This window comes from Pedococcus sp. (assembly GCF_036554925.1).
Taxonomy (GTDB): domain Bacteria; phylum Actinomycetota; class Actinomycetes; order Actinomycetales; family Dermatophilaceae; genus Pedococcus_A.
In genome coordinates, this window is sequence record NZ_DATBMI010000126.1 from 14,493 (window position 1) to 37,669 (window position 23,177).

The 23,177-nt window shown below is 72.8% G+C and carries 25 protein-coding genes; 18 read left to right on the top strand and 7 right to left on the bottom strand.

What is annotated here, in order from left to right; translation table 11 throughout:
• The first annotated feature begins 15 nt into the window (after window positions 1-15).
• Genes VIB11_RS10665 through hemB form a run of 5 tightly spaced genes read left to right on the top strand, consistent with a single transcriptional unit; the run spans window position 16 to window position 5,687 of the window.
• Complete coding sequence (locus VIB11_RS10665) at window positions 16-699, top strand: redox-sensing transcriptional repressor Rex (protein WP_332031055.1); 684 nt, start codon at window positions 16-18, stop codon at window positions 697-699.
• Window positions 696-2,006 (top strand): glutamyl-tRNA reductase, encoded by a 1,311-nt coding sequence (locus tag VIB11_RS10670; RefSeq protein WP_332031057.1) that lies wholly within the window; start codon window positions 696-698, stop codon window positions 2,004-2,006. Before VIB11_RS10665 ends, VIB11_RS10670 begins: the two co-directional genes overlap by 4 nt.
• Complete coding sequence (gene hemC / locus VIB11_RS10675; protein WP_332031059.1) at window positions 2,003-3,064, top strand: hydroxymethylbilane synthase; 1,062 nt, start codon at window positions 2,003-2,005, stop codon at window positions 3,062-3,064. Before VIB11_RS10670 ends, hemC begins: the two co-directional genes overlap by 4 nt.
• Window positions 3,061-4,695 (top strand): bifunctional uroporphyrinogen-III C-methyltransferase/uroporphyrinogen-III synthase, encoded by a 1,635-nt coding sequence (locus VIB11_RS10680; RefSeq protein ID WP_332031060.1) that lies wholly within the window; start codon window positions 3,061-3,063, stop codon window positions 4,693-4,695. Before hemC ends, VIB11_RS10680 begins: the two co-directional genes overlap by 4 nt.
• A gap of 17 nt (window positions 4,696-4,712) precedes the next feature.
• Window positions 4,713-5,687, top strand: a complete 975-nt coding sequence (hemB, locus tag VIB11_RS10685) for a porphobilinogen synthase (protein WP_332031062.1) — start codon at window positions 4,713-4,715, stop codon at window positions 5,685-5,687.
• 28 nt (window positions 5,688-5,715) lie between these two features.
• Here hemB and VIB11_RS10690 read toward each other — a convergent pair whose 3' ends face one another.
• Together VIB11_RS10690 and VIB11_RS10695 are read right to left on the bottom strand one after the other, a co-directional pair.
• Window positions 5,716-7,056, bottom strand: a complete 1,341-nt coding sequence (locus tag VIB11_RS10690; RefSeq protein ID WP_332031064.1) for a 6-phospho-beta-glucosidase — start codon at window positions 7,054-7,056, stop codon at window positions 5,716-5,718.
• Window positions 7,053-7,814, bottom strand: coding sequence for a DeoR/GlpR family DNA-binding transcription regulator (locus VIB11_RS10695; RefSeq protein ID WP_332031066.1), 762 nt, complete (start codon window positions 7,812-7,814; stop codon window positions 7,053-7,055). The genes VIB11_RS10690 and VIB11_RS10695 overlap by 4 nt, the downstream gene beginning before the upstream one ends.
• A 132-nt stretch (window positions 7,815-7,946) precedes the next feature.
• On the opposite strand from VIB11_RS10695, the gene VIB11_RS10700 reads away from it, so the two are divergent.
• From VIB11_RS10700 to VIB11_RS10715, 4 genes are read left to right on the top strand one after another with little or no spacing between them, the layout of a single operon-like run.
• Window positions 7,947-9,068 carry a carbohydrate kinase family protein gene (locus VIB11_RS10700; RefSeq protein WP_332031068.1) on the top strand — a complete coding sequence of 374 codons (1,122 nt, stop codon included), beginning with the start codon at window positions 7,947-7,949 and terminating at the stop codon, window positions 9,066-9,068.
• A 49-nt stretch (window positions 9,069-9,117) separates the two neighbouring features.
• Entirely contained in the window at window positions 9,118-10,485 is a 1,368-nt protein-coding gene (locus tag VIB11_RS10705) for an extracellular solute-binding protein (RefSeq protein ID WP_332031070.1), read from the top strand.
• Window positions 10,486-10,541: 56 nt separating this feature from the next.
• Window positions 10,542-11,441, top strand: a complete 900-nt coding sequence (locus VIB11_RS10710; RefSeq protein ID WP_414695812.1) for a carbohydrate ABC transporter permease — start codon at window positions 10,542-10,544, stop codon at window positions 11,439-11,441.
• 10 nt (window positions 11,442-11,451) lie between these two features.
• On the top strand, window positions 11,452-12,279 hold the full coding sequence (locus tag VIB11_RS10715; protein ID WP_332031072.1) for a carbohydrate ABC transporter permease: 828 nt from the start codon (window positions 11,452-11,454) through the stop codon (window positions 12,277-12,279).
• Window positions 12,280-12,387: 108 nt separating this feature from the next.
• Here the strand turns inward: VIB11_RS10715 and VIB11_RS10720 are convergent, their stop codons facing one another.
• Window positions 12,388-12,933 carry a YceI family protein gene (locus VIB11_RS10720; protein ID WP_332031074.1) on the bottom strand — a complete coding sequence of 182 codons (546 nt, stop codon included), beginning with the start codon at window positions 12,931-12,933 and terminating at the stop codon, window positions 12,388-12,390.
• Window positions 12,934-13,051: 118 nt separating this feature from the next.
• Here VIB11_RS10720 and VIB11_RS10725 point away from each other — a divergent pair, with 118 nt between their 5' ends.
• The 8 genes from VIB11_RS10725 to VIB11_RS10760 are packed head-to-tail and all read left to right on the top strand — an operon-like array spanning window position 13,052 to window position 19,865.
• A complete protein-coding gene (locus tag VIB11_RS10725; RefSeq protein WP_332031076.1) occupies window positions 13,052-13,552 on the top strand; it encodes a MarR family winged helix-turn-helix transcriptional regulator in 501 nt (166 codons plus the stop codon).
• Between the two features lie 58 nt (window positions 13,553-13,610).
• On the top strand, window positions 13,611-14,963 hold the full coding sequence (gene hemL, locus VIB11_RS10730; RefSeq protein WP_332031078.1) for a glutamate-1-semialdehyde 2,1-aminomutase: 1,353 nt from the start codon (window positions 13,611-13,613) through the stop codon (window positions 14,961-14,963).
• Window positions 14,960-15,607, top strand: coding sequence for a histidine phosphatase family protein (locus tag VIB11_RS10735; RefSeq protein WP_332031080.1), 648 nt, complete (start codon window positions 14,960-14,962; stop codon window positions 15,605-15,607). Before hemL ends, VIB11_RS10735 begins: the two co-directional genes overlap by 4 nt.
• Entirely contained in the window at window positions 15,604-16,188 is a 585-nt protein-coding gene (locus VIB11_RS10740; protein ID WP_332031082.1) for a TlpA disulfide reductase family protein, read from the top strand. Before VIB11_RS10735 ends, VIB11_RS10740 begins: the two co-directional genes overlap by 4 nt.
• Before the next feature lie 15 nt (window positions 16,189-16,203).
• Window positions 16,204-16,965, top strand: a complete 762-nt coding sequence (locus VIB11_RS10745; RefSeq protein ID WP_332031084.1) for a cytochrome c biogenesis CcdA family protein — start codon at window positions 16,204-16,206, stop codon at window positions 16,963-16,965.
• On the top strand, window positions 16,965-18,524 hold the full coding sequence (gene resB, locus VIB11_RS10750) for a cytochrome c biogenesis protein ResB (RefSeq protein WP_332031086.1): 1,560 nt from the start codon (window positions 16,965-16,967) through the stop codon (window positions 18,522-18,524). Before VIB11_RS10745 ends, resB begins: the two co-directional genes overlap by 1 nt.
• Window positions 18,521-19,555, top strand: a complete 1,035-nt coding sequence (gene ccsB / locus VIB11_RS10755; RefSeq protein WP_332031087.1) for a c-type cytochrome biogenesis protein CcsB — start codon at window positions 18,521-18,523, stop codon at window positions 19,553-19,555. The genes resB and ccsB overlap by 4 nt, the downstream gene beginning before the upstream one ends.
• Before the next feature lie 4 nt (window positions 19,556-19,559).
• On the top strand, window positions 19,560-19,865 hold the full coding sequence (locus VIB11_RS10760) for a DUF4229 domain-containing protein (protein WP_332031089.1): 306 nt from the start codon (window positions 19,560-19,562) through the stop codon (window positions 19,863-19,865).
• A 17-nt stretch (window positions 19,866-19,882) separates the two neighbouring features.
• Here the strand turns inward: VIB11_RS10760 and VIB11_RS10765 are convergent, their stop codons facing one another.
• The 3 genes from VIB11_RS10765 to menE form a co-directional block, all read right to left on the bottom strand.
• The gene (locus VIB11_RS10765; RefSeq protein ID WP_332031090.1) at window positions 19,883-20,767 is read right to left on the bottom strand and encodes a 1,4-dihydroxy-2-naphthoate polyprenyltransferase; all 885 of its coding nucleotides are present in this window, start codon (window positions 20,765-20,767) and stop codon (window positions 19,883-19,885) included.
• Between the two features lie 62 nt (window positions 20,768-20,829).
• Complete coding sequence (locus tag VIB11_RS10770; RefSeq protein ID WP_332031092.1) at window positions 20,830-21,093, bottom strand: PLD nuclease N-terminal domain-containing protein; 264 nt, start codon at window positions 21,091-21,093, stop codon at window positions 20,830-20,832.
• 12 nt (window positions 21,094-21,105) lie between these two features.
• Complete coding sequence (gene menE / locus VIB11_RS10775; protein ID WP_332031094.1) at window positions 21,106-22,269, bottom strand: o-succinylbenzoate--CoA ligase; 1,164 nt, start codon at window positions 22,267-22,269, stop codon at window positions 21,106-21,108.
• Between the two features lie 110 nt (window positions 22,270-22,379).
• Between menE and VIB11_RS10780 the strand changes: the two genes are divergently transcribed.
• A complete protein-coding gene (locus VIB11_RS10780) occupies window positions 22,380-22,829 on the top strand; it encodes a hypothetical protein (protein WP_332031097.1) in 450 nt (149 codons plus the stop codon).
• Between the two features lie 90 nt (window positions 22,830-22,919).
• On the opposite strand, the gene VIB11_RS10785 is transcribed toward VIB11_RS10780, so the two are convergent.
• On the bottom strand, window positions 22,920-23,177 hold a 258-nt coding region (locus VIB11_RS10785; RefSeq protein WP_332031098.1), incomplete at its 5' end, for an enoyl-CoA hydratase-related protein.

Below are 23,177 nucleotides of genomic sequence, written 5' to 3' on the forward strand. Positions count from 1 at the left end.
AGCCGGTGACCCACGTTGTCTGCCGACCCGAGCGCCCGTCGGGGCATCCCCGACGCCACGGTTGCACGGCTACCCGAATACCTGCGGGCGCTGACCGGTCTCGCGGAGCGCGGCATCACGTCGGTCTCGTCGGAGGAGCTCGCCGCCGCCGCGGGCGTCCGTTCCGCCAAGCTCCGCAAGGACCTCTCCTACCTCGGCTCCTACGGCGTGCGCGGGGTCGGCTACGAGGTCGACCACCTCGCCTACCAGATCTCGCGCGAGCTCGGACTCACCCAGGACTGGCCGGTCGCGATCGTCGGGATGGGAAACCTCGGCCACGCGCTCGCGGCCTACAGCGGCTTCGCGACCCGGGGCTTCCGCGTGGTGGCCCTGCTCGACCAGGACCCCGCCCTGATCGGTGAGGAGATCGCCGGGCTGCGGGTGCAGCCGATGTCGGAGCTGCCCGTCCTCGTCGCGGAGCAGGGCCTGGCCATCGGCGTCATCGCCACGCCGGCCGCCTCCGCGCAGGCGGTGTGCGACGACCTCGTCGCCGCCGGGGTGCGCTCCATCCTCAACTTCGCCCCCTGCGTGCTCGTGGTGCCCGAGGGTGTCGACGTGCGCAAGGTGGACCTCTCCACCGAGCTGCAGATCCTGGCCTTCCACGAGCAGCGCAAGGCCCTGGCCACTCCGGGCGCCCTGCGGAAGGTGGTCGTACCGTGAGCCTGGTCGTCCTCGGTCTGTCCCACCACACCGCGCCGCTGCCGCTGCTCGAGGCCGTGTCCCTCGACGACGCCGCCCGGGCCGACCTCGCCGCGCGCATCGTCGGTCGCGAGAACGCCTCGGAGGCGATCGTCGTCTCCACCTGCAACCGCACCGAGATCTACGCCGAGGCCCACACCTTCCACGGCGCCGTCGCCGACATCACCGACAGCCTGACCGAGGTGTGCCGCGTGGGCCGGGACGACCTCCGCGAGCACCTCTACGTGCACTACGAGGACCGCGCCATCGCCCACGCCTTCACCGTCGCCTGCGGGCTCGACTCGATGGCCGTCGGCGAGGCGCAGATCCTCGGGCAGATGCGCTCGGCACTGCGGGCCGCCCAGAAGGCCGGCCACGCCGGGAGCTCCCTCAACGGCCTCTTCCAGCAGGCCCTGCGGGTCGGCAAGCGCGCCCACACCGAGACGGGCATCGACTCCGTCAGCGTGTCCCTCGTCGAGGCGGGCCTCACGCGCGCGGTGGCCGAGCTCGGACCGCTGTCCGGGCTGCGGGTCCTCGTTGTCGGCGCCGGTGGCATGAGCTCTCTCGCCGCCGCCACCGTCGCCCGCTCCGGCTGCCGCGAGCTCGTCATCGCCAACCGGACCCAGAGCAAGGCGCGGCGCCTGGCCGAGCGCACCGGCGGGCGCGCCCGTCCGCTCGGCGAGCTCCGCGAGGCCCTGGCCGAGGCCGACGTCGTCATCTCGTGCACCGGCTCGACCGGCGTCGTCGTCGACCTCGCCCTGGCCGGAGACGCCCAGGTCGCGCGCGGCGGGCGACCCCAGGCCTACATCGACCTCGCCCTGCCCCACGACGTGGCGCCCGAGGTGGCCTCGCTCAGCAGCGTCTCCGTCGCCGGGCTGGCCGTGCTCGGGCAGGACCTCTCGGCCGGGGCCACGACGCCGCAGGTGCAGGAGGTCGCCGACCTCGTCATCGCCGAGGTCGCCGCGTACCTCACGGCCCGCGCCGCGGAGACCGTCGCCCCGACGGTGGCGGCGCTCCGCTCGCGGGCGGCCGAGGTCGTCGCCCTCGAGCTCGGTCGTCTCGACCAGCGTCTTCCGGGCATGGACGACCTGACCCGTGACGAGGTCCGGCTCGCCGTGCACCGCATCGTCGAGAAGCTCCTGCACACCCCGACCGTGCGGATGAAGGAGCGGGCGACCCGCGGTCACGGCGACGACTACGCGCAGGCGCTGCGCGAGCTGTTCGACCTCAGCCCGCACGAGACGGCCGCCGTCTCGGTGCCGCCGCCGCAGACGGGGGGCCTGCCGTGACGACAGTGACGGCCACCCGCACCCTCCGCCTCGGTACACGCCGCAGCGCCCTCGCCACCACGCAGTCCGACTGGGTGGCGCAGCGGCTGCGTGCCCTGGGCCACACCGTCGAGCTGGTCGAGATCGTCACCGAGGGCGACGTCAATGCCGCGCCGCTCAGCACCCTCGGGGGCACCGGTGTCTTCGCCGCGGCCATCCGCCGCTCGCTGCTGGCCGGCGACGTCGACCTCGCCGTCCACTCCCTGAAGGACCTGCCCACTGCGCCGGAGCCGGGCCTGACGGTCGCGGCCATCCCCGGCCGCGAGGACCCGCGCGACGCCCTGGTGGCCCGCGACGGCCTCACCCTCGGGGAGCTGCCGGCCGGCGCCGTCATCGGCACCGGCTCCCCGCGCCGGGTGGCCCAGCTGGCTGCCCTCGGCCTCGGGCTGGAGCTCAAGGACATCCGCGGCAACGTCGACACCCGGATCGGCCTCGTGGCCTCCGGCGCCGTCGATGCCGTGGTCCTCGCACGGGCCGGCCTGGCCAGGCTGGGCCGTCTCGACGACATCACCGAGACGCTCGACCCGCTCCAGATGCTGCCGGCCCCCGGGCAGGGCGCGCTGGCCGTCGAGTGCCGCTCGGACGACACCGAGCTGCGCGAGCTGCTCGCCGCCATCGACGACGCGGAGGCCCGTGCCTGCGTGACGGCCGAGCGCGCCCTGCTCGCTGCCCTCGAGGCGGGCTGCTCCGCACCGGTCGGTGCCCTCGCCGAGGTCGTCGAGGGTGAGGACGGCCTCGAGCTGTCCCTGCGCGGCTTCGCCGGCTCCACCGACGGCACCTTCGACCTGCGCCGCTCGCTGGTCGGCCCGCTGGCCCACGCCGAACGGCTCGGCGCTGACCTGGCCGCCATCCTGCTGGAGGACGGCGCCGAATTCCTGACAGGCCCGGAGGAGCGCCCTCCCGCCGCCGGCACCCAGCGCTGGGACCCCGACCCAGCCGGGGCGACCGGAAGCAGACCTCCGCTCGCCACCCCCACCGACTCCCGTCCAGAACCAACCGCCACGGAGCGTGCAACGTGAGCCCCACGCGCTCGAAGTCCGACCAGCCCACCAAGACCGCCGCAAGGCAGCCCGCCAGGGTCGTCTTCGTTGGTGGAGGCCCCGGTGACCCCGGCCTGATGACCGTGCGCGCGGTCGAGTGCCTCGCCGCCGCGGACACCGTCGTCATCGACCAGGTCAGCCGCGAGGAGGTCGTCGCCCGCCACTGCCGGGAGGGCGTCGAGGTCGTCGACGCCGGCCACGGCGACCACGGCCAGCCGCTGACCCACGCCATGCGCGCCAAGCTCGTCGTCAAGGCGGCCAAGGCAGCCCCCGGCGGCCTCGTCGTGCGCCTGATGGACGGCGACCCCGCCACCTTCAACGGCCTCGCCGAGGAGGCGCTCGCCCTGCACAAGGCCGGGATCCGCTTCGACGTCGTCCCGGGGGTCAGCGCGGTCTCGGCGGTGCCCGCCTACGCCGGCATCCCGCTCACCTCGAGCACGTCGCAGGCGGTGCACGTCGTCAGCGCGAACGACCGCAAGGTCGACTGGTCCGCGTCGGTCTCCGACCACGTGACCGTGGTGCTGCTCGGTGCTCCCGCGGACCTCGGCGAGGCGCTCGGCAAGCTGCTGGCCGCGGGTCGCTCCGGCGACACCCCGGTGGCCCTGACCGAGCGCGGCACCACCATCCGCCAGGTCACGCGCTCCACGACCCTGGGTGAGGTCGGCGCGGTCATGAGCGACGTCGAGTTCCCGGCCCTCGCGGTCGTGGGGTCCACCGTGGCCCTGCGCGACCAGCTGTCCTGGTTCGAGACCAAGCCGCTCTTCGGGTGGAACATCCTCGTCCCCCGCACCAAGGAGCAGTCCGGCTCGACCATCGCGCGCCTCGCCTCCTACGGCGCGACGGCCGAGGTGGTCCCGACCATCAGCGTCGAGCCGCCGCGCACCCCGCAGCAGATGGAGCGGGCGATCAAGGGCCTGGTCACCGGTCGCTACGAGTGGATCGGCTTCACCTCGGTCAACGCGGTGCGGGCCGTCCGCGAGAAGTTCGAGGAGTTCGGCCTCGACGCCCGCGCCTTCGCCGGGCTGAAGATCGCCGCGGTCGGCGGCGTCACCGCCGGAGCCCTGCGCGAGTGGGGCCTCGAGCCCGACCTCGTGCCCTCCGGGGAGCAGTCGGCCCGGGGCCTGCTCGACGTGTGGCCGCCGTTCGACGAGGTCCTCGACCCGATCAACCGGGTCTTCCTGCCCCGCGCCGACATCGCCACCGACACCCTCGTCGCGGGTCTCCAGGCCACCGGCTGGGAGGTCGACGACGTGACGGCCTACCGCACCGTCCGGGCCGCCCCGCCGCCCGCCCCGGTGCGCGAGGCGATCAAGGGCGGGCAGTTCGACGCCGTCGTCTTCACGTCGTCCTCGACGGTGCGCAACCTCGTCGGCATCGCCGGCAAGCCGCACCCGTCGACGGTGATCGCCTGTATCGGCCCCGCCACCGCCAAGACGGCGGAGGAGCACGGCCTCCGGGTCGACGTGCTGGCGCCCGAGGCGTCCGCGGACTCCCTCGTCGACGCGCTCGCGGACTACGGCCTGGGGCTGGCCGCGGCTGCCGCCGAGGCCGGGGAGCCGGTCGTCCGGCCGAGCGCCAAGAAGGCCGCCTCGCGGCGCCGGGCCCGCTAGTGGCCCCGCGCCCGGGCGTGCCCGGCCCGGTCGTCCGGCCGCGCCGCCTGCGCCAGTCGGCGCCGGTGCGGCGGCTGGTCGCGGAGACCCGGCTGCACCCGGCCGAGCTGGTGCTGCCGGTGTTCGTGCGTGAGGGGGCCAACGAGCCGGTCCCCATCAGCGCGATGCCCGGCGTGGTCCAGCACTCGCTGGACTCTCTGGTGGCGGTCGCTCGCTCGGCCGTCGAGGCCGGCATCGGCGGCCTGATGCTGTTCGGCGTGCCGCAGGAGAAGGACGCCACGGGCTCGGGGGCGGACGACCCGCAGGGCATCCTCAACCTCGCCATCGAGGCCGTCGTCGAGGCTGTGGGAGACCAGACCGTCGTCATGGCCGACCTCTGCCTCGACGAGTTCACCGACCACGGGCACTGCGGGGTGCTCACCCAGGACGGCGTGGTGGACAACGACGCCACCCTCGAGCGGTATGCCGCGATGGCCCTCGCGCAGGCCCGCGCCGGTGCCCATGTCCTCGGCCTCTCCGGGATGATGGACGGCCAGGTCGGTCACGTCCGGGAGGCGCTCGACGGCGCCGGCTTCACCGACACGATCCTGCTCGCGTATGCAGCGAAGTACACGTCGGGCCTGTACGGCCCGTTCCGGGAGGCGGTCGAGTCCTCGCTCGAGGGCGACCGGATGACCTACCAGCAGGACCCGGCCAACGCGACCGAGGCCGTGCGCGAGATCGAGCTCGACATCGCCGAGGGCGCCGACATGGTCATGGTCAAGCCGGCGATGCCTCACCTCGACATCGTGCGGACGGCCGCCGAGATGTCGCCGGTTCCCGTTGCGGCCTACCAGATCTCGGGAGAGTACTCCCAGATCGAGGCCGCGGCGGCCCAGGGCTGGATCGACCGCGAGCGGGCCATCCTGGAGTCCCTGCTGAGCATCCGGCGTGCCGGCGCGCAGGTCATCCTCACCTACTACGCGCTCGAGGCGGCCGACCTGCTGCGGTGACCTCGCGGCATCCCTCGCCGGTGCGCCGTCAAGTGCGAAAGACCTCGTCCACCAACGGGATCCGTTCCCGGTAGCCACGCAGCAGCTCGCGCGCCACGGTGACGGAGTCGACCAGCGGGTGCAGGGCGAACGCCTCGACGGCGCGCTGCACCGACCCGGTGGTCGCGGCCTCGATGACCAGCCGCTCCACCGCCTTGACCTGCTGCACCAGGCCGAGCGGGTGCCCCTCGAGCGGGCTGACCGCCTGCGGCCGGGGGCCGTGGGCATCGACCGTGCACGGCACCTCGACCACGGCGTCATGGGGCAGCCCGGGGACGGCGATACCGTTGCGAACGTTGAGGATCAGCGATGCCGCCTCGCCCCGGGAGATCGCAGCCATGATCGCGAGGGCGACGCCTTCGTACCCCCCGCCCTGGACGTCGTGCTCGTCGCGCTCCTCGCCCTCGTCGCGCGCCTCGCGCATGTAGGTCGCGTTGCGCTCCATGCGCACCCGGTCCCACTCGCCCAGGGCGGCGACGGGTGAGGTCTCGACCGTCGCGTAGAACCGCTGCTGCTGCGCGAGGAGGTACTCACCGCGGGTCTGCGGGCTGCCGGTGATGGAGGCGACCGCGTCGCGGGTGAAGTAGTAGTAGTAGAGGTACTCGTTGGGGATGGCGCCGAGGGTGCGCAACCACTCCGCGCCGAAGAGCTGCCCCTCCTCCGTCGCCGCGAGGCGGCGGTCGTCGCCGAGCAGGGCGGGCACGAGGTTGCGCCCGTCGTGGTGCACGCCGCGCAACCACCCGAGGTGGTTGAGCCCGACGTAGTCGACCGTCGTCTCCGCGGGGTCGACGCCCATGGTGGCGGCCACCCGGCGGGCGGCGCCGATGGGGGAGTCGCAGATCCCCACGACGCGGTCGCCGAGGACCGACTGCATGGCCTCGGTGACCAGCCCCGCGGGGTTGGTGAAGTTGATGACCCAGGCGTCCGGGGCCAGGACCCGCACCCGCTCGGCCACGCGCAGGGCCACCGGGACCGTGCGCAGGCCGTACGAGAGTCCGCCCGCGCCGGTGGTCTCCTGGCCGAGCAGGCCGAGGTCGAGGGCGACGCGCTCGTCGGCCGTGCGCCCCTCGAGCCCGCCGACGCGGATCGCCGAGAAGACGAAGTCCGAGCCCTCGACCGCTGCGTCGAGGTCGGTCGTGGTCGTGACCCGGGGCGGGTCGTCGTGGCCCTCCGCCAGCTGGGCCAGGACCCGGCCGATGGCAGCGAGACGCCGCGGGCTCACGTCGTGGAGCCGGACCTCGTCGACCCGGCGCTCGTGCCGGTCGGTGAGGAGGGCGCCGTAGACCAGCGGGGTGCGGAAGCCGCCGCCGCCCAGGATCGCGAGCCTCATGCGTAGAGCACCTCCGTGCCTGCCTCCCGGCAGGCCGCTGTCGTGTCGGGGTCGGCGCCGGTGTTCGTGATGATGGTGTCGACCTCGCCGGGGCCGCAGACCCGCAGGGCACCGGTGCCGGGGAACTTGTGCCGGTCGACGAGGAGGACGCTGCGATCCGCGGCGCGCAGCAGGGCGCGCTTGACGGGGACCTCGACCATCGTGGTGTCGAGCACGGAACCGTCGCTCCTCACCCCGCTGGCGCCGAGGAAGACATGGCTTCCGCGCACCTGGCGCAGGGCGTCCTCGGTGAGGGCGCCGACGAGGGAGTGGTAGGACCGGCGGACCATGCCCCCGAGGAGGACGAGCTCGACGGTCGGGTCGTCGCGCAGCACGTCGAGGACGGCGAGGCTGGCCGTCACCACGGTGACGGGCCGCCCCCTCAGCTCGCGGGCCAGCATCATCGTGGTGGTGCCGATGTCGAGGATCACGCACTCGCCGTCGCCCACCAGGGCGGCGGCCCGAGCCGCCACGGCTCGCTTGTCCGCGGTGTCGTGGGCGGCGACCTCGGAGAAGCCACGGGCCGTGTCGGCGTCCGGGCCGTCATGGGCGACAGCGCCGCCGTGCACCCGCCGGATCGCTCCCTGCGCCTCGAGCTCGATGAGGTCCCGCCGGACCGTGGCCAGGCTGACGTCGCAGAGCGCGGCGAGCTCCTCGGTGGTGGCGGTTCCGGCAGAGGTCACCCGTGCGACGATGGCGCGCTGTCGGGGGACCCGCATGCAGGCACGATAACAATCAAAAACGCGCACCGCACGCATTTGTATGCACGTATCTGCGCGATGATGCTTGTCTTGCCGGACGTTCGGGTGCATTCTGGCGAGCAGGTCAGCCAACGACAGGAGCCGTGCGCAGTGCCGGAGCAGGTGTACGACCCCCTTGCGCCGCTGCGCATCGACGGGGCGCCCGACATCGACGTCTTCGTGTGGGGCACGGTCTTCCTGGACATCATCTTCACCGGGCTCGAGTCCCTGCCCGGGGACGGCCAGGAGATCTGGGCCGAGGGCATGGGCTCCTGCCCCGGCGGCATCGCCAACCTCGCGGTGGCGGCGCAGCGGCTCGGGCTGCGCACCTCCCTCGCGGCGGCGTTCAGCGACGACGCGTACGGCGACTTCTGCTGGGAGACCCTGGCCGACTTCGAGCACGTCGACCTGAGCCGGTCGCGGCGGTTCCCCGGCTGGCACTCGCCGGTCACGGTGTCGCTGGCCGTCAACCGCGACCGCGGGATGGTCAGCCACGGGCACCCCGCGCCCATCGGGCCGACCGAGCTGATCGGGCGCCCGCCCCGGGCCCGGGCCGTGATCGCCGAGCTCGGCGAGGGCCGCCCCCTCCTCGGCGCCTCGGAGCCGACATGGGTCGAGCGGGCCCGCGCCGACGGCGCCCTCGTCTTCGCCAACGTCGGGTGGGACCCCAGCGGACGCTGGTCCCGCGAGGTGCTCGACCAGCTGCAGGTGTGCCACGCCTTCCTGGCCAACGCCGACGAGGCCATGGCCTACACCCGTGCCGAGACGCCCGCCGAGGCCCTCTACGCCCTGGCCGACCTCGTCCCGCTCGCCATCGTCACGAACGGCGAGGAGGGGGCGATGGCCATCGACTCGGAGTCGGGCGAGGAGGCCGTCGTCCCGGCCCTGCGCGTCTCGGCCCTCGACCCGACCGGCGCCGGTGACGTCTTCGCCGCCTCCATGGTCCTGGGCACCGTGGCCGGGTGGCCGCTGCAGCAGCGGCTGTCGTTCGCCGCGCTGTGCTCGTCCCTGGCGGTGCAGCAGTTCGGCGGGTCGCTCGCGGCCCCCGGCTGGGGCGACATCGCCGACTGGTGGAACAGCCAGCGCGCCGACCCCGGCACCGGGTCGTACCACCGCTCGCTGCTGCGCCGCTACGCCTTCCTCGACGACCTGGTCCCGGACGTCCCCGTCGGGTCCGGCCGCCGCGCCACTGCCACCATCGCCCGCCGCGCCGACGTCCCGGGGTACCCGTGACCGGCGCCCCGTCCTGCCGACCCACCACCACCGAACGAGGAGCACGCCGATGACGAGCCGATCGAGAACCCGGTCCACGACCCTGCTGGCCGCAGCCGGAATGGTCGGCGCGGTCGCGCTGGCCGCCTGCACGCCGGGGTCCGACTCCGACACCGGCGGCGCCACGCCGACCGGCCAGGTCACCACCGACGCGTCGAAGCTGGGGAACGTCACCCTCACCGTCTGGGACCAGGAGATCCGCGGCGGGCAGAAGGCGCAGATCGAGGAGCTCAACAAGGAGTTCCAGGCGAAGTACCCGAACATCAAGCTCAACCGGGTCTCGCGCTCGACCGACGACCTCAACACCACGCTCAAGCTGGCCCTGTCGGGCAACACGCCGCCCGACGTCTTCCAGGCCAACAACGGCCGTCCGCAGATGGGCTCCTTCGTGCAGGCCGGTCAGCTGGTCGCGCTGGACCGGTATGCCGAGGCGTACGGGTGGAAGGACCGGTACCCCGAGTCGGTGCGCCAGTACTCGTCGTACTCGACCGACGGCAAGACCTTCGGCACCGGCAGCCTCTTCGGCCTGCCACAGGTCGGCGAGGTCGTCGGCATCTTCGTCAACAAGACCAAGCTCCAGAAGGCCGGCGTGTCCATGCCGCAGACCTGGGACGAGTTCCAGCAGAGCCTGGCCACGCTCAAGGCCAAGGGCGAGCTGCCCCTGGTGCTGGGCAACCTCGACAAGTGGCCGGCCATCCACGTCTTCGGCACGGCGCAGGCCCAGAACGTGCAGCCCGACGCCATCCGCAAGCTGGGGTTCGGCCAGAAGGGCGGCTCGTGGAAGACGCCCGAGAACACGAAGGCCGCGCAGACGCTGGTCGACTGGGTCGACAAGGGCTACTTCTCCAAGGACGTCAACGGCCAGGGCTACGACCCGGCCTGGCAGGCGTTCTCGAAGGGCACCGGCGCCTACCTCATCGCGGGCACCTGGCTGCAGGCCGACCTCGGCAAGGCCATGGGTGACGACGTGACGTTCGTGCTGCCGCCCCCGGCCTCGGGCAACCCGGCGGCGACGGGTGGCACCGGCATCCCGTGGGCGATCTCGAGCAAGAGCAAGCACCCCGACGCCGCGGCCGCCTACATCGACTTCATCACCAGCAAGGACGCCATGGCCGTGCTCGCGAAGAACGACAACCTGCCGATCGCCGACACGGCCGCGCAGCAGGCGCCGAACGCGCTCGGCAAGGACGTCTTCGCCGCCTTCGGCACCGCGGTGGAGAAGAACGCGCTCGTTCCCTACCTCGACTACGCCACGCCGACGATGTCGGACACCATCGGGGCGGCCCTGCAGGACCTCCTCGCCAAGAAGGCCACGCCCGAGCAGTTCCTCGACACCCTCGAGAAGGACTACAGCGGGTTCGTCTCGTCGAACCAGTGAGCGGCGCAGGGGCGGGCGGCACCCGCGTGCGCGTCACCACGGCGGGCGACCCCCCGGTGGGCGCCGCGCCGGCCCGGAGCACCGGTCCGCCGGGGGAGCCGCGGAAGATCGCCTACCTCTACCTGCTGCCGGCGTTCCTGGTCTACGCGGCGTTCCTGCTCTACCCGCTGGGCCGTGCGGTGCAGATCTCGTTCTACGACTGGAACGGCACCACGCTCGCCACCTGGGCCGGCCTCGACAACTACGCGGAGGTCGTCACCGACCCCGCGCTGCGGTCGTCGTTCGGCCACGCGCTGGTGCTGGTGTTCTTCTACGCGGTGCTGCCCCTCGTGGTGGGCCTGGGGCTGGCGTCGATCCTCAACCGGGCGCGGGTGCGAGGCCTGCCGTTCTTCCGCACCGTCGTGTTCCTGCCGCAGGTGGTCGCCATGGTGGTCGTCGGCGTGGCGTGGCGGCGTCTCTACGCCCCCGACGGCAGCGTCAACGACCTGCTCCGGGCCGTGGGGCTCGAGTCGCTGACCCGCGGCTGGCTCGGCGACTACACCGCCGCCCTGCCCGCGGTCGGGTTCATCGGCACGTGGTTCGAGATCGGCCTGGTGACCGTGCTGCTGCTGGCCGGCATGGGGCGCATCCCCGGCGAGCTCTACGAGGCCGCCCGGCTCGACGGCGCAGGCCCGGTGCGGGAGTTCTTCGCCGTCACGCTGCCGTCGGTGCGCGGTGAGATCGCGGTGGCCCTGACCCTGACGGTGATCGCGGCGCTGCGCACCTTCGACCTCGTCTACATCACGACCCGCGGTGGGCCGGGGCAGAGCACGTCCGTGCCCTCGTTCGAGGTCTACAACCGGGCCTTCCAGCAGGGCAGGGTCGGGTCCGCCGCCGCCATCGCCGTCGTCCTCACCCTGGTCATCTTCGCGATCTCGCTCGGCATCACCCGGGTCGCGGAGCGGGAGCGCGCATGAGGGCGGCGGCATGAGGGTCTCCTCCGGCGAGCGCTTCGCCAACTACGCCATCCTCATCGTGTTCGCGGTGTTCGCGCTGTACCCGATCCTCACCATCGTGGCCGCCGCACTCGGCCCCGACGACGCGGCCGGCGGCCAGGTCGGACCGGGAGTGCTCGGTCTGCACCCGGAGAACTTCGCGAGGGCGTGGGAGGACGGCCACTTCGGCACCTACCTGCGCACCAGCCTGCTGGTCTCGGCGACGGTCGTGGTGGTCAGCGTCGTCCTGTCGATCCTCAGCGGGTTCGCCTTCGGCACGATGCGCTTCCGCGGCTCGACAGTGCTCTTCTACCTGCTGCTCGTCGGCATCATGATGCCCAGCGAGGCGATCGTGGTGCCGCTCTACTTCGACCTGCGGACGCTCGGCCTCACGGACACGCCCTGGGCGCTGGTCCTGCCGCAGGTCGCCCAGTCGGTGGCGTTCGGCACCTTCTGGATGCGCGCCTACTTCCGCACGAGCAGCCGCTCCCTCGTCGAGGCGGCCCGGCTCGACGGCGCCTCGACCCGGCGCATCCTCTGGAGCGTGCTGGTGCCACTGGCCCGGCCCGCCATCGTGACGCTGACGGTCCTGGTCTTCATGTGGACGTGGAACGAGTTCCTCATCCCCCTGGTCATGGTGACCTCCGAGTCGCTGCGCACCGCGCCGCTCGGACTGGCCTTCTTCCAGGGCCAGTACACCCAGGGCTTCACGCTGCTGGCCGCGGGCGCCTGCATCGTCGCCACACCCGTCGTCGTGCTCTACCTGTTCCTCCAGCGGCACTTCATCGCCGGGATGCTCGAGGGGGCAGTCCGGGAGTAGCCGGCCCCAACGGCATACGGCACACACGCACCCATGGCCCGAGACCCACCGCCGCGAGCCCCGGGAGGGGCCGCGACGGTGGGTCTCGGGCAAGAAGTGGGACGCCGGTCAGGCGGTCTTGAGCAGCTGGACGTCGAGCTTGATCTTGATCTTCTCGGAGACGAGCACGCCGCCGCCCTCGAGCGCGACGTTCCACTCCAGGCCCCAGTCCTTGCGGTTGATCTCGGCCTCGGCCTCGAAGCCGGCCTTGGTGTTGCCCCACGGGTCGGTGGCCACGCCGCCGAACTCGAGGTCGAACTCGACCGGACGGGTGACGCCCTTGATGGTCAGGTCGCCCTTGAGGGAGTCCTCGGAGACCTCGGTGGAGACGAAGGTCATCTCCGGGTTGTTCTCCACGTCGAAGAAGTCGGCGCTCTTGAGGTGCGCGTCGCGGTCGGCCGAGCCGGTCTCGATGGAGGCCAGCTGCACGGTCGCGGTGACCTGCGAGGTGGAGAAGGGCTCACCGACGGTCACGGTGCCCGCGACGTCCGTGAACTGGCCGCGGACCTTGCTCACCATGAGGTGTCGGGCGGTGAAGCCGACCTCGGTGTGGGAGGCGTCGACGGTCCAGGTGCCGGCGGGGATCTGGGTGATGCTCTGGGCGGTGATGGTCATCAGTAAAGCTCCTGTGTCGAGTGGTGGTCGAGGACGGGGTTCCTCGCTCTCACTGCCCTCAACATAACAGCGATCGTTAATATTTCAACTAATCGTCCAACGTGAAATACTGGTTCCCGTGAGCACCACCTCCGCCACCGAGCCTCGCTGGCTCAGCTCCCAGGAGCAGCACGCCTGGCGTGCCTACCTGCGCGGGAGCCGGCTGCTCGAGGCCGCCCTCGACCGCGACCTCCAGTCCCACGGCGTCCAGCTGTCCGAGTACGAGATCATCTCGATGCTGTCCGAGGCGCCGGGCCGCCGGCTGCGGATGTCGAGCCTCGCCGATCTCGTCGTCCAGTCCCGCAGTCGCCTCACCCACACCGCCGTCCGCCTCGAGCGGCGAGGCTGGGTGCGTCGCGAGTCCTGCCTCGAGGACCGCCGCGGCGTGGAGCTGGTGCTGACCGAGGAGGGATGGACGGCCGTCCAGGACATGGCCCGCGTGCACGTCGAGAGCGTCCGCCGCAACCTCGTCGACACGATGCCGCCCGAGCTGTTCCTGGCCCTCGGGAGCGCCATGGCCGCCGTCGAGACCGCGATCACCCGCAGCGGGAGCGCGGGCGTCTGCTCCGAGGTGGAGTAGCCCACACCGCCCGCACGGCGCCGACCGGTCGCTCCGGAGCGGCTGAGACAATGGCGCCATGACCGACCGCGCCGCCACCACGGCATACCCCGTGGAAGCCCCCGCCTCTCAGGCCCTGCTCGAGCGCGCTCTCGCGGTGACCCCGGGGGGCGTGAACTCGCCGGTGCGGGCCTTCCGGGCGGTCGGCGGCACGCCGCGCTTCATGGTCTCCGGCCAGGGGCCCTACCTCACGGACGCCGACGGGCGTGAGTACGTCGACCTCGTCGGCTCGTGGGGCCCGATGATCCTCGGCCACGGCCACCCCGACGTCGTCGCCGCGGTGACCCGGGCGGCCTCGCGCGGGTTCTCCTTCGGCACGCCGAGCGAGAACGAGGTCGCGCTCGCCGAGGAGATCGTGGCCCGTGTCGAGCCGGTCGAGCGGGTGCGGCTGGTGTCCTCCGGCACCGAGGCGACGATGAGCGCCATCCGTCTGGCCCGCGGGTACACCGGCCGGTCGCTCATCGTGAAGTTCGCCGGCTGCTACCACGGCCACGTCGACTCGCTGCTGGCCGCGGCGGGCTCCGGCGTCGCCACCCTGGCCCTCCCCGACTCCGCCGGGGTGCCCCAGGAGATGGCAGCCGAGACGATCGTGCTGCCCTACAACGACCTCGCCGCCATCGAGGCGGCCTTCGCCGAGCGGGGCGGGCAGATCGCGGCGGTCATCACCGAGGCCTCCCCGGGCAACATGGGGGTGGTGCCGCCCGCACCCGGCTTCACCGACGGCCTGCGCCGCGTCACCGCCGCCCACGGCGCGCTGCTCATCTCCGACGAGGTCATGACCGGCTTCCGCTGCTCCTCCGCCGGGTGGTTCGGGCTCGAGGGCCCGTATGCCGCTGGGCCGCCGGACCTGTTCACCTTCGGGAAGGTGATGGGCGGCGGCTTCCCCGCCGCGGCGTTCGGCGGCCGTGCCGACGTCATGGCACTGCTCGCGCCGGTCGGCCCCGTCTACCAGGCGGGGACGCTGTCAGGTAACCCCGTGGCCACCGCCGCCGGCCTGGCGACGCTGCGGGCGTGCACCCCTGAGGTCTACGACCGGCTCGGGGTGGTTGCGGACACCCTGACCGCCGCCCTCGCCGAGGAGCTGGCCCGTGCGGGCGTGCCCCACCGGGTCCAGCGTGCCGGCAGCATGTTCAGCGTCTTCTTCCGCGACGGCGCCGTGACCGACTACGACGACGCCCGCGACCAGCACGTGCCTGCGTTCGCGGCGTTCTTCCACGCGATGCTGAGCCAGGGCGTCCACCTGCCGCCGAGTGCCTTCGAGTCGTGGTTCGTCAGCGCGGCGCATGACGACGCGGCGGTCGCGCGGGTGGTCGCGGCGATCCCGGCGGCGGCGTCGGCGGCTGCCGAGGCGTTTGCGACAATCGAGTCATGAGCGCGCCCGTCCGGACCGTCGTGCACCTGCTGCGGCACGGTGAGGTCCACAACCCCGAGCGTGTCCTCTACGGACGGCTCGTCGGCTACCACCTCTCCGACCTCGGCCAGCAGATGGCGCGGACCGTGGCCCGGCACCTCGCCGACCACGACGTCACCCTGGTCGTCGCCTCCTCGCTCACCCGGGCGCAGGAGACCGCGACACCGATCGCCGAGGAGCACGGGCTCGACATCGTCACCGACGACCGCGTCCTCGAGTCCGTCAACCGCTTCGAGGGGGAGCACGTCAACGCCGGACCCGCGGCGTTCGCGCACCCCCGGCACTGGGCCAAGCTGGTCAACCCGTTCAAGCCGTCCTGGGGCGAGGCGTACGAGCTGATCGCGCGGCGGATGCTCGCCGCGATCGACGACGCCCGCCTCGCCGCCGAGGGCCACGAGGCGGTCATCGTCTCCCACCAGCTGCCGATCTGGACCGTCCGCAACCGGCTCATGGGCCGGCGCCTGTGGCACGACCCGCGCCACCGCCAGTGCTCCCTCGCGTCGCTGACGACGCTGACCTACCAGGACGGCGAGCTCGAGTCCGTCACCTACAGCGAGCCCGCCGCAGACCTCCTGCCCCAGGCCCACAAGGGGGCCGGCGCGTGAGGTATGCCGCAGTGCTGGCCGCAGTGGCGGTCGCCCTGGCCGTCGGTGCCTGCTCCGAGGACCCGAACAGCCTCTCGGCCCAGGCCAAGGCCGGGGATCGCAAGGGCTACGTCTCGGGCGACGGCAGCGTCGAGAAGATCGCCGCGGCCGAGCGCCAGCAGCCGGTGAAGCTCCAGGGCGCCACCGTCGACGGCGGCACCTGGTCGATGGCGGAGGCCGCGGGCAAGGTCGTCGTCGTCAACGTCTGGGGCTCATGGTGCGGGCCGTGCGTCGCCGAGGCGCCCGACCTGCAGAAGGCCTGGGACGGCCTGTCCAAGGCCGGCAAGCCGGTGCAGTTCGTCGGCATCGACTTCCGCGAGGACCCCGCGCGCGGGGCCGCCTTCCTCAAGGCGAACAACATCACCTACCCGTCGCTGAGCGACGAGTCGGGCGTGCTCATCCTCGCCCTCCAGGGCAAGGCGCCCACGGTGCCCACGACCCTGGTGCTCGACACGACCGGTCGGATCGCCGCCCGGGTCAACGGCGAGGTCACGGCCAGCACGCTGACCGGCCTCGTCGACGACGTGCTCGCCGAGTCCTAGGCGGCCGACACACCCATGCTCTACCTGCCTTCAGGGGTTGCCGACACGGTGGCCGCCGGCGCCCTGCCGGTCGCCATCGCCGTCGCGCTGCTCGCGGGCCTGGTCTCGTTCGCGTCGCCGTGCGTGCTGCCGCTCGTGCCCGGCTTCCTCGGCTACGTCACCGGTCTGGGCGACGTCGCCCTCGCCGACCGCGCCCGCAGCCGGATGGTCCTCGGGGCGCTGCTGTTCGTCGCGGGCTTCAGCGCGGTCTTCATCGCGACGACGGCGTTCTTCGCGTCCATCGGCGCCGCCCTCATCGAGCACCGCACCCTCCTCATGCGCGTGGGCGGGGTGCTGGTCATCCTCATGGCCCTGGTCTTCCTCGGGGCCGGCAGCCAGCGCGAGCTGAGGCTGCGCTTCAAGCCCGCCGCAGGGCTGGCCGGGGCACCGCTGCTCGGCGCGGTGTTCGGCATCGGCTGGGCGCCCTGCACCGGCCCCACCCTGGCCGCGGTGGTGCTCCTGGCGACCACCACCGGGGACCAGCAGGCGGTGACCCGGGGTGTGGTCCTCGCCGCGGCATACTGCCTGGGCCTGGGCCTGCCGTTCCTGCTCATCGCGGCGGGCTTCCAGCGCTTCGGCCGGGTCTCCGCGGCCCTGCGCCGGCACCAGCGGGGCATCCAGCTGCTCGGGGGTGCCCTGCTCCTGGCCGTCGGCATCCTGCTCGTCACCGGTCTCTGGGAGGACTGGACCCGCGCGCTCCAGACCCGGCTCGTCAGCGGCTTCGAGACGGTGCTCTGATGGCCGAGATCACGCAGCCCACCCTGGGCGCGCGCGGCTGGCTGCGCTGGATGTGGCGCCAGCTGACGAGCATGCGGACCGCCCTCTTCCTCCTGCTGCTGCTGGCGATCGGCGCCGTGCCCGGCTCGATCTGGCCGCAGCGCAGCATCGACGCCGCCCGCACCGCCGACTACATCGCGCAGCACCCCGAGCTCGGGCCCTGGCTGGACCGGCTCGGCTTCTTCGAGGTCTACGCCTCGCCGTGGTTCGCCGCGATCTACCTGCTGCTGTTCGTCTCCCTGGTGGGCTGCGTGCTGCCGCGCAGCCGCGTGCACTGGCGGGCGATGCGGGCCCAGCCGCCGCGCGCCCCGGGCCGGCTCGAGCGCCTGGGCGCCCACGCGGAGCGCGAGGTCGCCGGGAGCCGCGAGGACGTCCTGGCCGCTGCCAGGGCCGAGCTGCGTGGCCGGCGCTTCCGGGTGCACAGCCACGACGAGCACTCGGTCAGCTCCGAGCGCGGCTACCTCAAGGAGACGGGCAACCTCGTCTTCCACCTCGCCCTCATCCTGGTCATCATCGGCGTCGCCATCGGGCACCTCTTCGGCTGGAAGGGCGACGTGATCGTGCCCGTCGGCCAGGGCTTCGCCAACACCCTGTCCCGCTACGACACCTTCAGCCCCGGGCCGTGGGTCGACGCGCAGGACCTCTCGCCCTTCGCCGTGGGCGTGGACCGGCTCGACGCGACGTTCGAGGAGAACGTCACCGGCCGTGGCCAGTTCGGGCAGCCCCGCGACTTCACCGCCCACGTCACCGCCACCGACGAGCCGGGCGCCACACCCCGCGAGGAGACCATCAAGGTCAACCACCCGCTCGAGATGGACGGCGCCTCGGTGTTCCTGCTCGGCAACGGCTACGCACCGGTCATCACCGTCCGCGACGGCGAGGGCAACGTCGTCTACCGCGACGCGACGCCGTTCCTCGCCCAGGACAACAACTACAAGTCGGTCGGTGCGGTCAAGGTCACCGGCGCCCGCCCGCAGCAGCTGGGGTTCTTCGGCCTCTTCCTGCCGACCGCCGTCATCAGCGAGGAGCAGGGGCCGAGCTCGGTCTTCCCCGACGCCAAGAAGCCGGCGCTCGCACTCGGCCTCTACGAGGGGGAGCTCTTCCCCGAGGGCCGGCCTCAGTCGGTCTACACCCTCGACACCCAGAAGCTCACCCAGGTCAAGAACGCCAAGGGCACCGACGTCCTGCGGATCTGGCTCGAGCCCGGGCAGACGTTCGAGCTCCCCGGCGGCCGGGGCAGCATCACCTTCGACGGCGTCGAGCGCTTCGCCGGGCTGTCGGTGCGCTCGGACCCGGGCAAGGAGCTCACGCTCGTCAGCGCCCTGCTCGCCCTCGCCGGTCTCATCGCCAGCCTGGTCATCCGTCGCCGACGGGTCTTCGTCCGGGTTTCGCCGGGTGCCGAGGCGGGACGTACCGTGGTGGCTGTCGGCGGCATGGCCAAGGACGACGACGACACACTCGCAGAGGCGGTCGGGGAGATCCTCGACGCCGTGGAACGACGGATGGGTACACCGAGATGACCAACGAGGCGCTCGCGCAGTACGCCAACCTGAGCCTCTACTCCGCGATGGCGGTGCTCACCCTGGCGATGGTCGGCTACGCGCTCTACCTCGCCGGGCTCGTGCCGCACCGCGACCGCGCGGCCGCCGCCGTCCGCGACCAGCGGGCAGCGCGCGAGGAGGCCCTGGTCGGCGTGGGCGTGCCGAGTGCCCCGGTCGACGTGCCTGCCGGCGCCGGCACCGACGTGGTGACCGGTACCCCCGACGCCGCTGCCCCGGTGGTCGACGAGGGGGAGCAGGTGCCCGCCCGGGCCCGCAAGGCCGCCGGGATCGCCGGCAGCCTGACCTGGCTCGGCGGCTTCCTGCTGGTGGTCTCGGCGGTGTTGCGCGGTGCCTCCGTCCAGCGCTGGCCGCTGGGCAACATGTTCGAGTTCGCGGTGGTCGGTGCGATGTTCACCATCCTCGCGTTCAGCATCTGGTCCACCCGCCGCGACCTGCGCTGGCTGGGGCTGTTCGTCGTCGCCCCGGTGCTGCTGACCCTCGGCCTGGCGATCACCGTCTGGTACACCGAGGCCGCCGAGCTGCTGCCGTCGCTGAAGAGCGTGTGGCTGGCCATCCACGTGACCGTGGCGACGCTGGCCACCGGGCTGTTCGCCATCGCCGCCTCGGCGACGGGCATCTACCTCGTCAAGGACGCGTTCGAGCGCAGCGGCCGGCGGTCCGTGCTGGACCGGTTCCCCGACGCGCGCGCGATCGAGCGGCTGGCGTACGGCCTGCACATCGTGGCCTTCCCGCTGTGGACCTTCACACTCATCGCCGGGGCCATCTGGGCCCGGCAGGCCTGGGGTGCCTACTGGAACTGGGACCCCAAGGAGGTCTGGACCTTCGTGATCTGGGTCGTCTACGCGGCCTACCTGCATGCCCGCGCCACCAGTGGCTGGAGCCGCCAGTCGGCCAACTACATCGCCCTCGCCGGGTGGGCCTGCATCGTCATCAACTACACGGTGGTGAACGTGTTCTTCGTCAGCCAGCACTCCTACTCGGGGCTCTGAGAGCGTGGTCCGGTACACCGTCCTGCGGCTGCTCATCTTCTTCGGCGTCCTCGCGGCGCTCTGGCTGCTCGGGCTGCGCGAGCCCGAGCAGCAGATCCTCCTGCTCGTGCTCGCCGCCGCCATCTCGATGCTGATCTCGTTCTTCGTGCTCAAGCGGTTCCGCGACGACTACAGCCGGCAGATCAACGAGCGGATCCAGGCGCGTGCGCAGGCCAAGCAGGAGCGACGGGCGGCCGCGAGCGACGAGCAGGCCGAGGACGCCGAGGACGAGGGCTCGCAGGGGAACCAGGGCCCCGTCGAGTACCGCTGAGGCAGCCGCCCGCCTGCTCAGGCGGACGCGCCTCCCCACGCGAGGCCGACCGCGAGCAGCACGCCGTAGGTGATCTCGAACAGCCCCGTGGCCGACAGCACCCTGACCAGGTCGCGACCGCTCGCGCCGGAGAGCACGAGCCGGACGGGCTTCCAGGCCACCGCGAGCGAGAGCAGGGCGACCAGCGCGGGCGGGCGGATGACGGCGATGGCCACCACTGCCAACGCGGCGACGGCGACCAGCGCGGCATACAGGACCCGGGTGCCACGGTCGCCGAGCCGCACGGCGAGGGTCATCTTGCCGGTGGCCCGGTCGGTGGGGATGTCGCGCAGGTTGTTGGCCACGAGGATCGCGGACGCGATCGCGCCCACGCCGACGGCGGCCAGCACCCCGGCGGTCGTGATCTGGCCCGCCTGGGTGTAGAGCGTGCCGAGCGTCGCCATGAGGCCGAAGAAGACGAAGACGTAGACCTCGCCGAGCCCGCGGTAGCCGTAGGGGTTGTCGCCGCCGGTGTACTTCCAGGCCGCGAGGATGGCCACGGCGCCGAGCGGGATCATCAGCCAGGCGTTGCTCAGGGCGACGAGGGCGAGGCCGACGAGCGCTGCGAAGCCGAAGAACGAGAACGCCATGATCTTGACGTTGTCGGGGTCGGCCTTGTGCTGGCCCACCAGGCGCACCGGGCCGACCCGTGAGGCGTCGGTGCCGCGGATCCCGTCGGAGTAGTCGTTGGCGTAGTTGACACCGATCTGGAGGCTCACGGCCACGACGAGCGCGAGCAGGGCCAGACCGTAGTCGGACTCGCCGAGCGCCGCTGCGGCGCCGGTGCCCGCGACGACGGGCGCGATGGCGGCTGGCAGGGTGCGCGGGCGGGCGCCCTCGATCCACTGGGCAATGGTGGCCATGGGTGGTGGTCTCGCTCTGGTTCGTGCTGGGCGGCGCGGTTCGACGCGCGGCGGGTGGACGCCTACAGGTTACGGAGGAAGTCCGGGTCGTCGTCGGGGCCACGCGGGGGCGGGGGCCGGTGAGTTGGGCCACGGCGGGGACGACCCTGCTGGGGCCTGCCGGCGATGAACCAGGCGATCGCGCCGACGACCCAGAACAGCAGGATGAGGAGCACCCAGATGAGCTTGGGCAGGTTGCGCACGCGGCTCTCGTCGGTCTGGATGCAGTCGACGGCCGCGTAGACGGTCAGGGCCAGGGCGAGGACCCAGGGCAGCACGCGGAGCATGGGTCAATCGTGTCACGCCTCGACGGCGAGGCGAGACCGGATGGCGCTGCGGTCGGGTTTGCCCGGGCCGCGCACCGGGAGGGCGGGCAGGACGGTGACGAGGCGGGGAAGGGCGTGGTCGGGAAGGGTCCCCCGCAGTGCCACGCGCAGGTCGTCGACCGAGGGCGCGGTCGCCCCGTCGTCCAGCACGAGGGCGGCGCCCACCGCCTCGCCCCACTCGTCGTCGGGCACCCCGACCACGACCGCCTCGGCCACCCCGGTGACGTGGGCGAGCAGGGCCTCCTCGACCAGCCGGGGGGCCACCTTGAGCCCGCCGGTGTTGATGAGGTCGTCGACGCGACCCTCGACGTGCCACCGGCCGTCGCCGCCCTGGTGCCCGACGTCGTCGGTGGCGAACCAGCGAGTCCCGTGCGCGTCGGTTCGGAATGCCTCGTCCGTCAGGTCGGGCCGACCGAGGTACCCGTGCGCGAGCGTGGCACCGCCGAGGTGCAGCCGCCCCGTGTCGTCGGCCCGGATCCGGCTGCAGGAGAGGGGCAGCCCGCCGTAGACGCACCCGCCGGCGGTCTCGCTCATGCCGTAGGTGGTGACGACTCGCGCGCCCGCGTCCTCGGCGCGGGCGAGCAGTACCGGCGGTGCCGCAGCACCGCCGACGAGCACGGCGTCGAAGCCGCGCAGGGCGGCCGTTCCGGCGTCGTCGGCGAGCAGGCGGGACAGCTGGGTCGGGACGAGGGAGGTGTAGCGGCGTCGCTCGGTCAGGGCCGCGGCCGCGGTCGCGAAGGCCCGAGGGGTGAAGCCGGCGGCCAGGTCGGCGACGACGGGCTCGGTGCCGGCGAGCAGGGAGCGGAGCAGCACCTGCAGACCGGCGATGTGGTGGGCCGGCATGGTCAGCAGCCACTGGCCGGGGCCGCCGAGGCGGTCGTCCGTGGCGTGGGCGCTGGCCTTGAGCGCGGTGCCGGTGAGCATGGCGAGCTTCGGCGTGCCGGTGGACCCCGAGGTGCCGACGGCCAGGGCCAGGCCGTCGGGGAGCGTGCCGGCGGTGTCGGGCACGACCGGGGGGTGGGCCGAGGCGGCATACGGCAGGAGGGCGGGGCCACCGTCGAGGGCGGCGCGCAGGGCCGGGAGGACGTCCTTGGCGGCGGGGCCGGCCGGCACGGGGAGCGGCCGCAGCGTCGTCACTGCCCCAGCGTATGCCGCGGCCCCCGGCCTCTGGACGGCGCGTCCCGGCGGCGGGACGATGAGGCGGAATCATGAGGTGGGAGCACGGTGGCAGGGGCGGGAGGTGCGCCATGGAGGAGGACTTCGCGAAGTACCTCGAGCGCGTGCGGGCGCACCGCGCCGAGCTGCGCGACTCGATGACGGCGGTCGACGAGGCGCTGGCCTCGCCGATCGAGGGTGCCGACTGGCGCGACAGGGTGCGCGCGGCGGTGGCCGAGCTCGCCCACGACTTCCGCACCCATGTGGAGCTCACCGAGGGTGAGGGTGGCCTGTACGCCGATGTCCGGGCGTCGTCGCCCCGGCTGTCGGGGAAGGTGCGCCGACTCATGGGCGAGCACACCCGGTATGCCGTCCACCTGCAGAGCCTGCTGGCCCGGATCGACGGCGAGGGCGAGCTGGCCGACCCGGCGGCCCTGCGGGAGGAGATCACCGCGCTCGTCGGCCAGCTCGTGAGGCACCGGCAGGCCGGCTCCGACCTGGTGTTCGAGGCCTACGAGGTGGACATCGGCGGCTCGGGCTGACCCGCGCAGTGCCGGCAGCCCGACCCGCGCTGCGCCCGGCAGCGCCACGCGGCGCCCGGCATGGTGCACCGGACCGACCGCGAGGGGGGCTCAGAAGTACCAGGGGAAGGGCGACCAGTCGGGATCGCGCTTCTCGAGGAACTGGTCACGGCCCTCGACGGCCTCGTCGGTCATGTAGGCCAGTCGCGTGGCCTCGCCGGCGAACACCTGCTGCCCCATCAGCCCGTCGTCGGTGAGGTTGAAGGCGAACTTCAGCATCCGCTGCGCCTGCGGGCTCTTGCCCATGATCTCCCTCGCCACCTGCAGGGCCTGCGCCTCGAGGTCGGCGTGGTCGGCGACGAGGTTGAC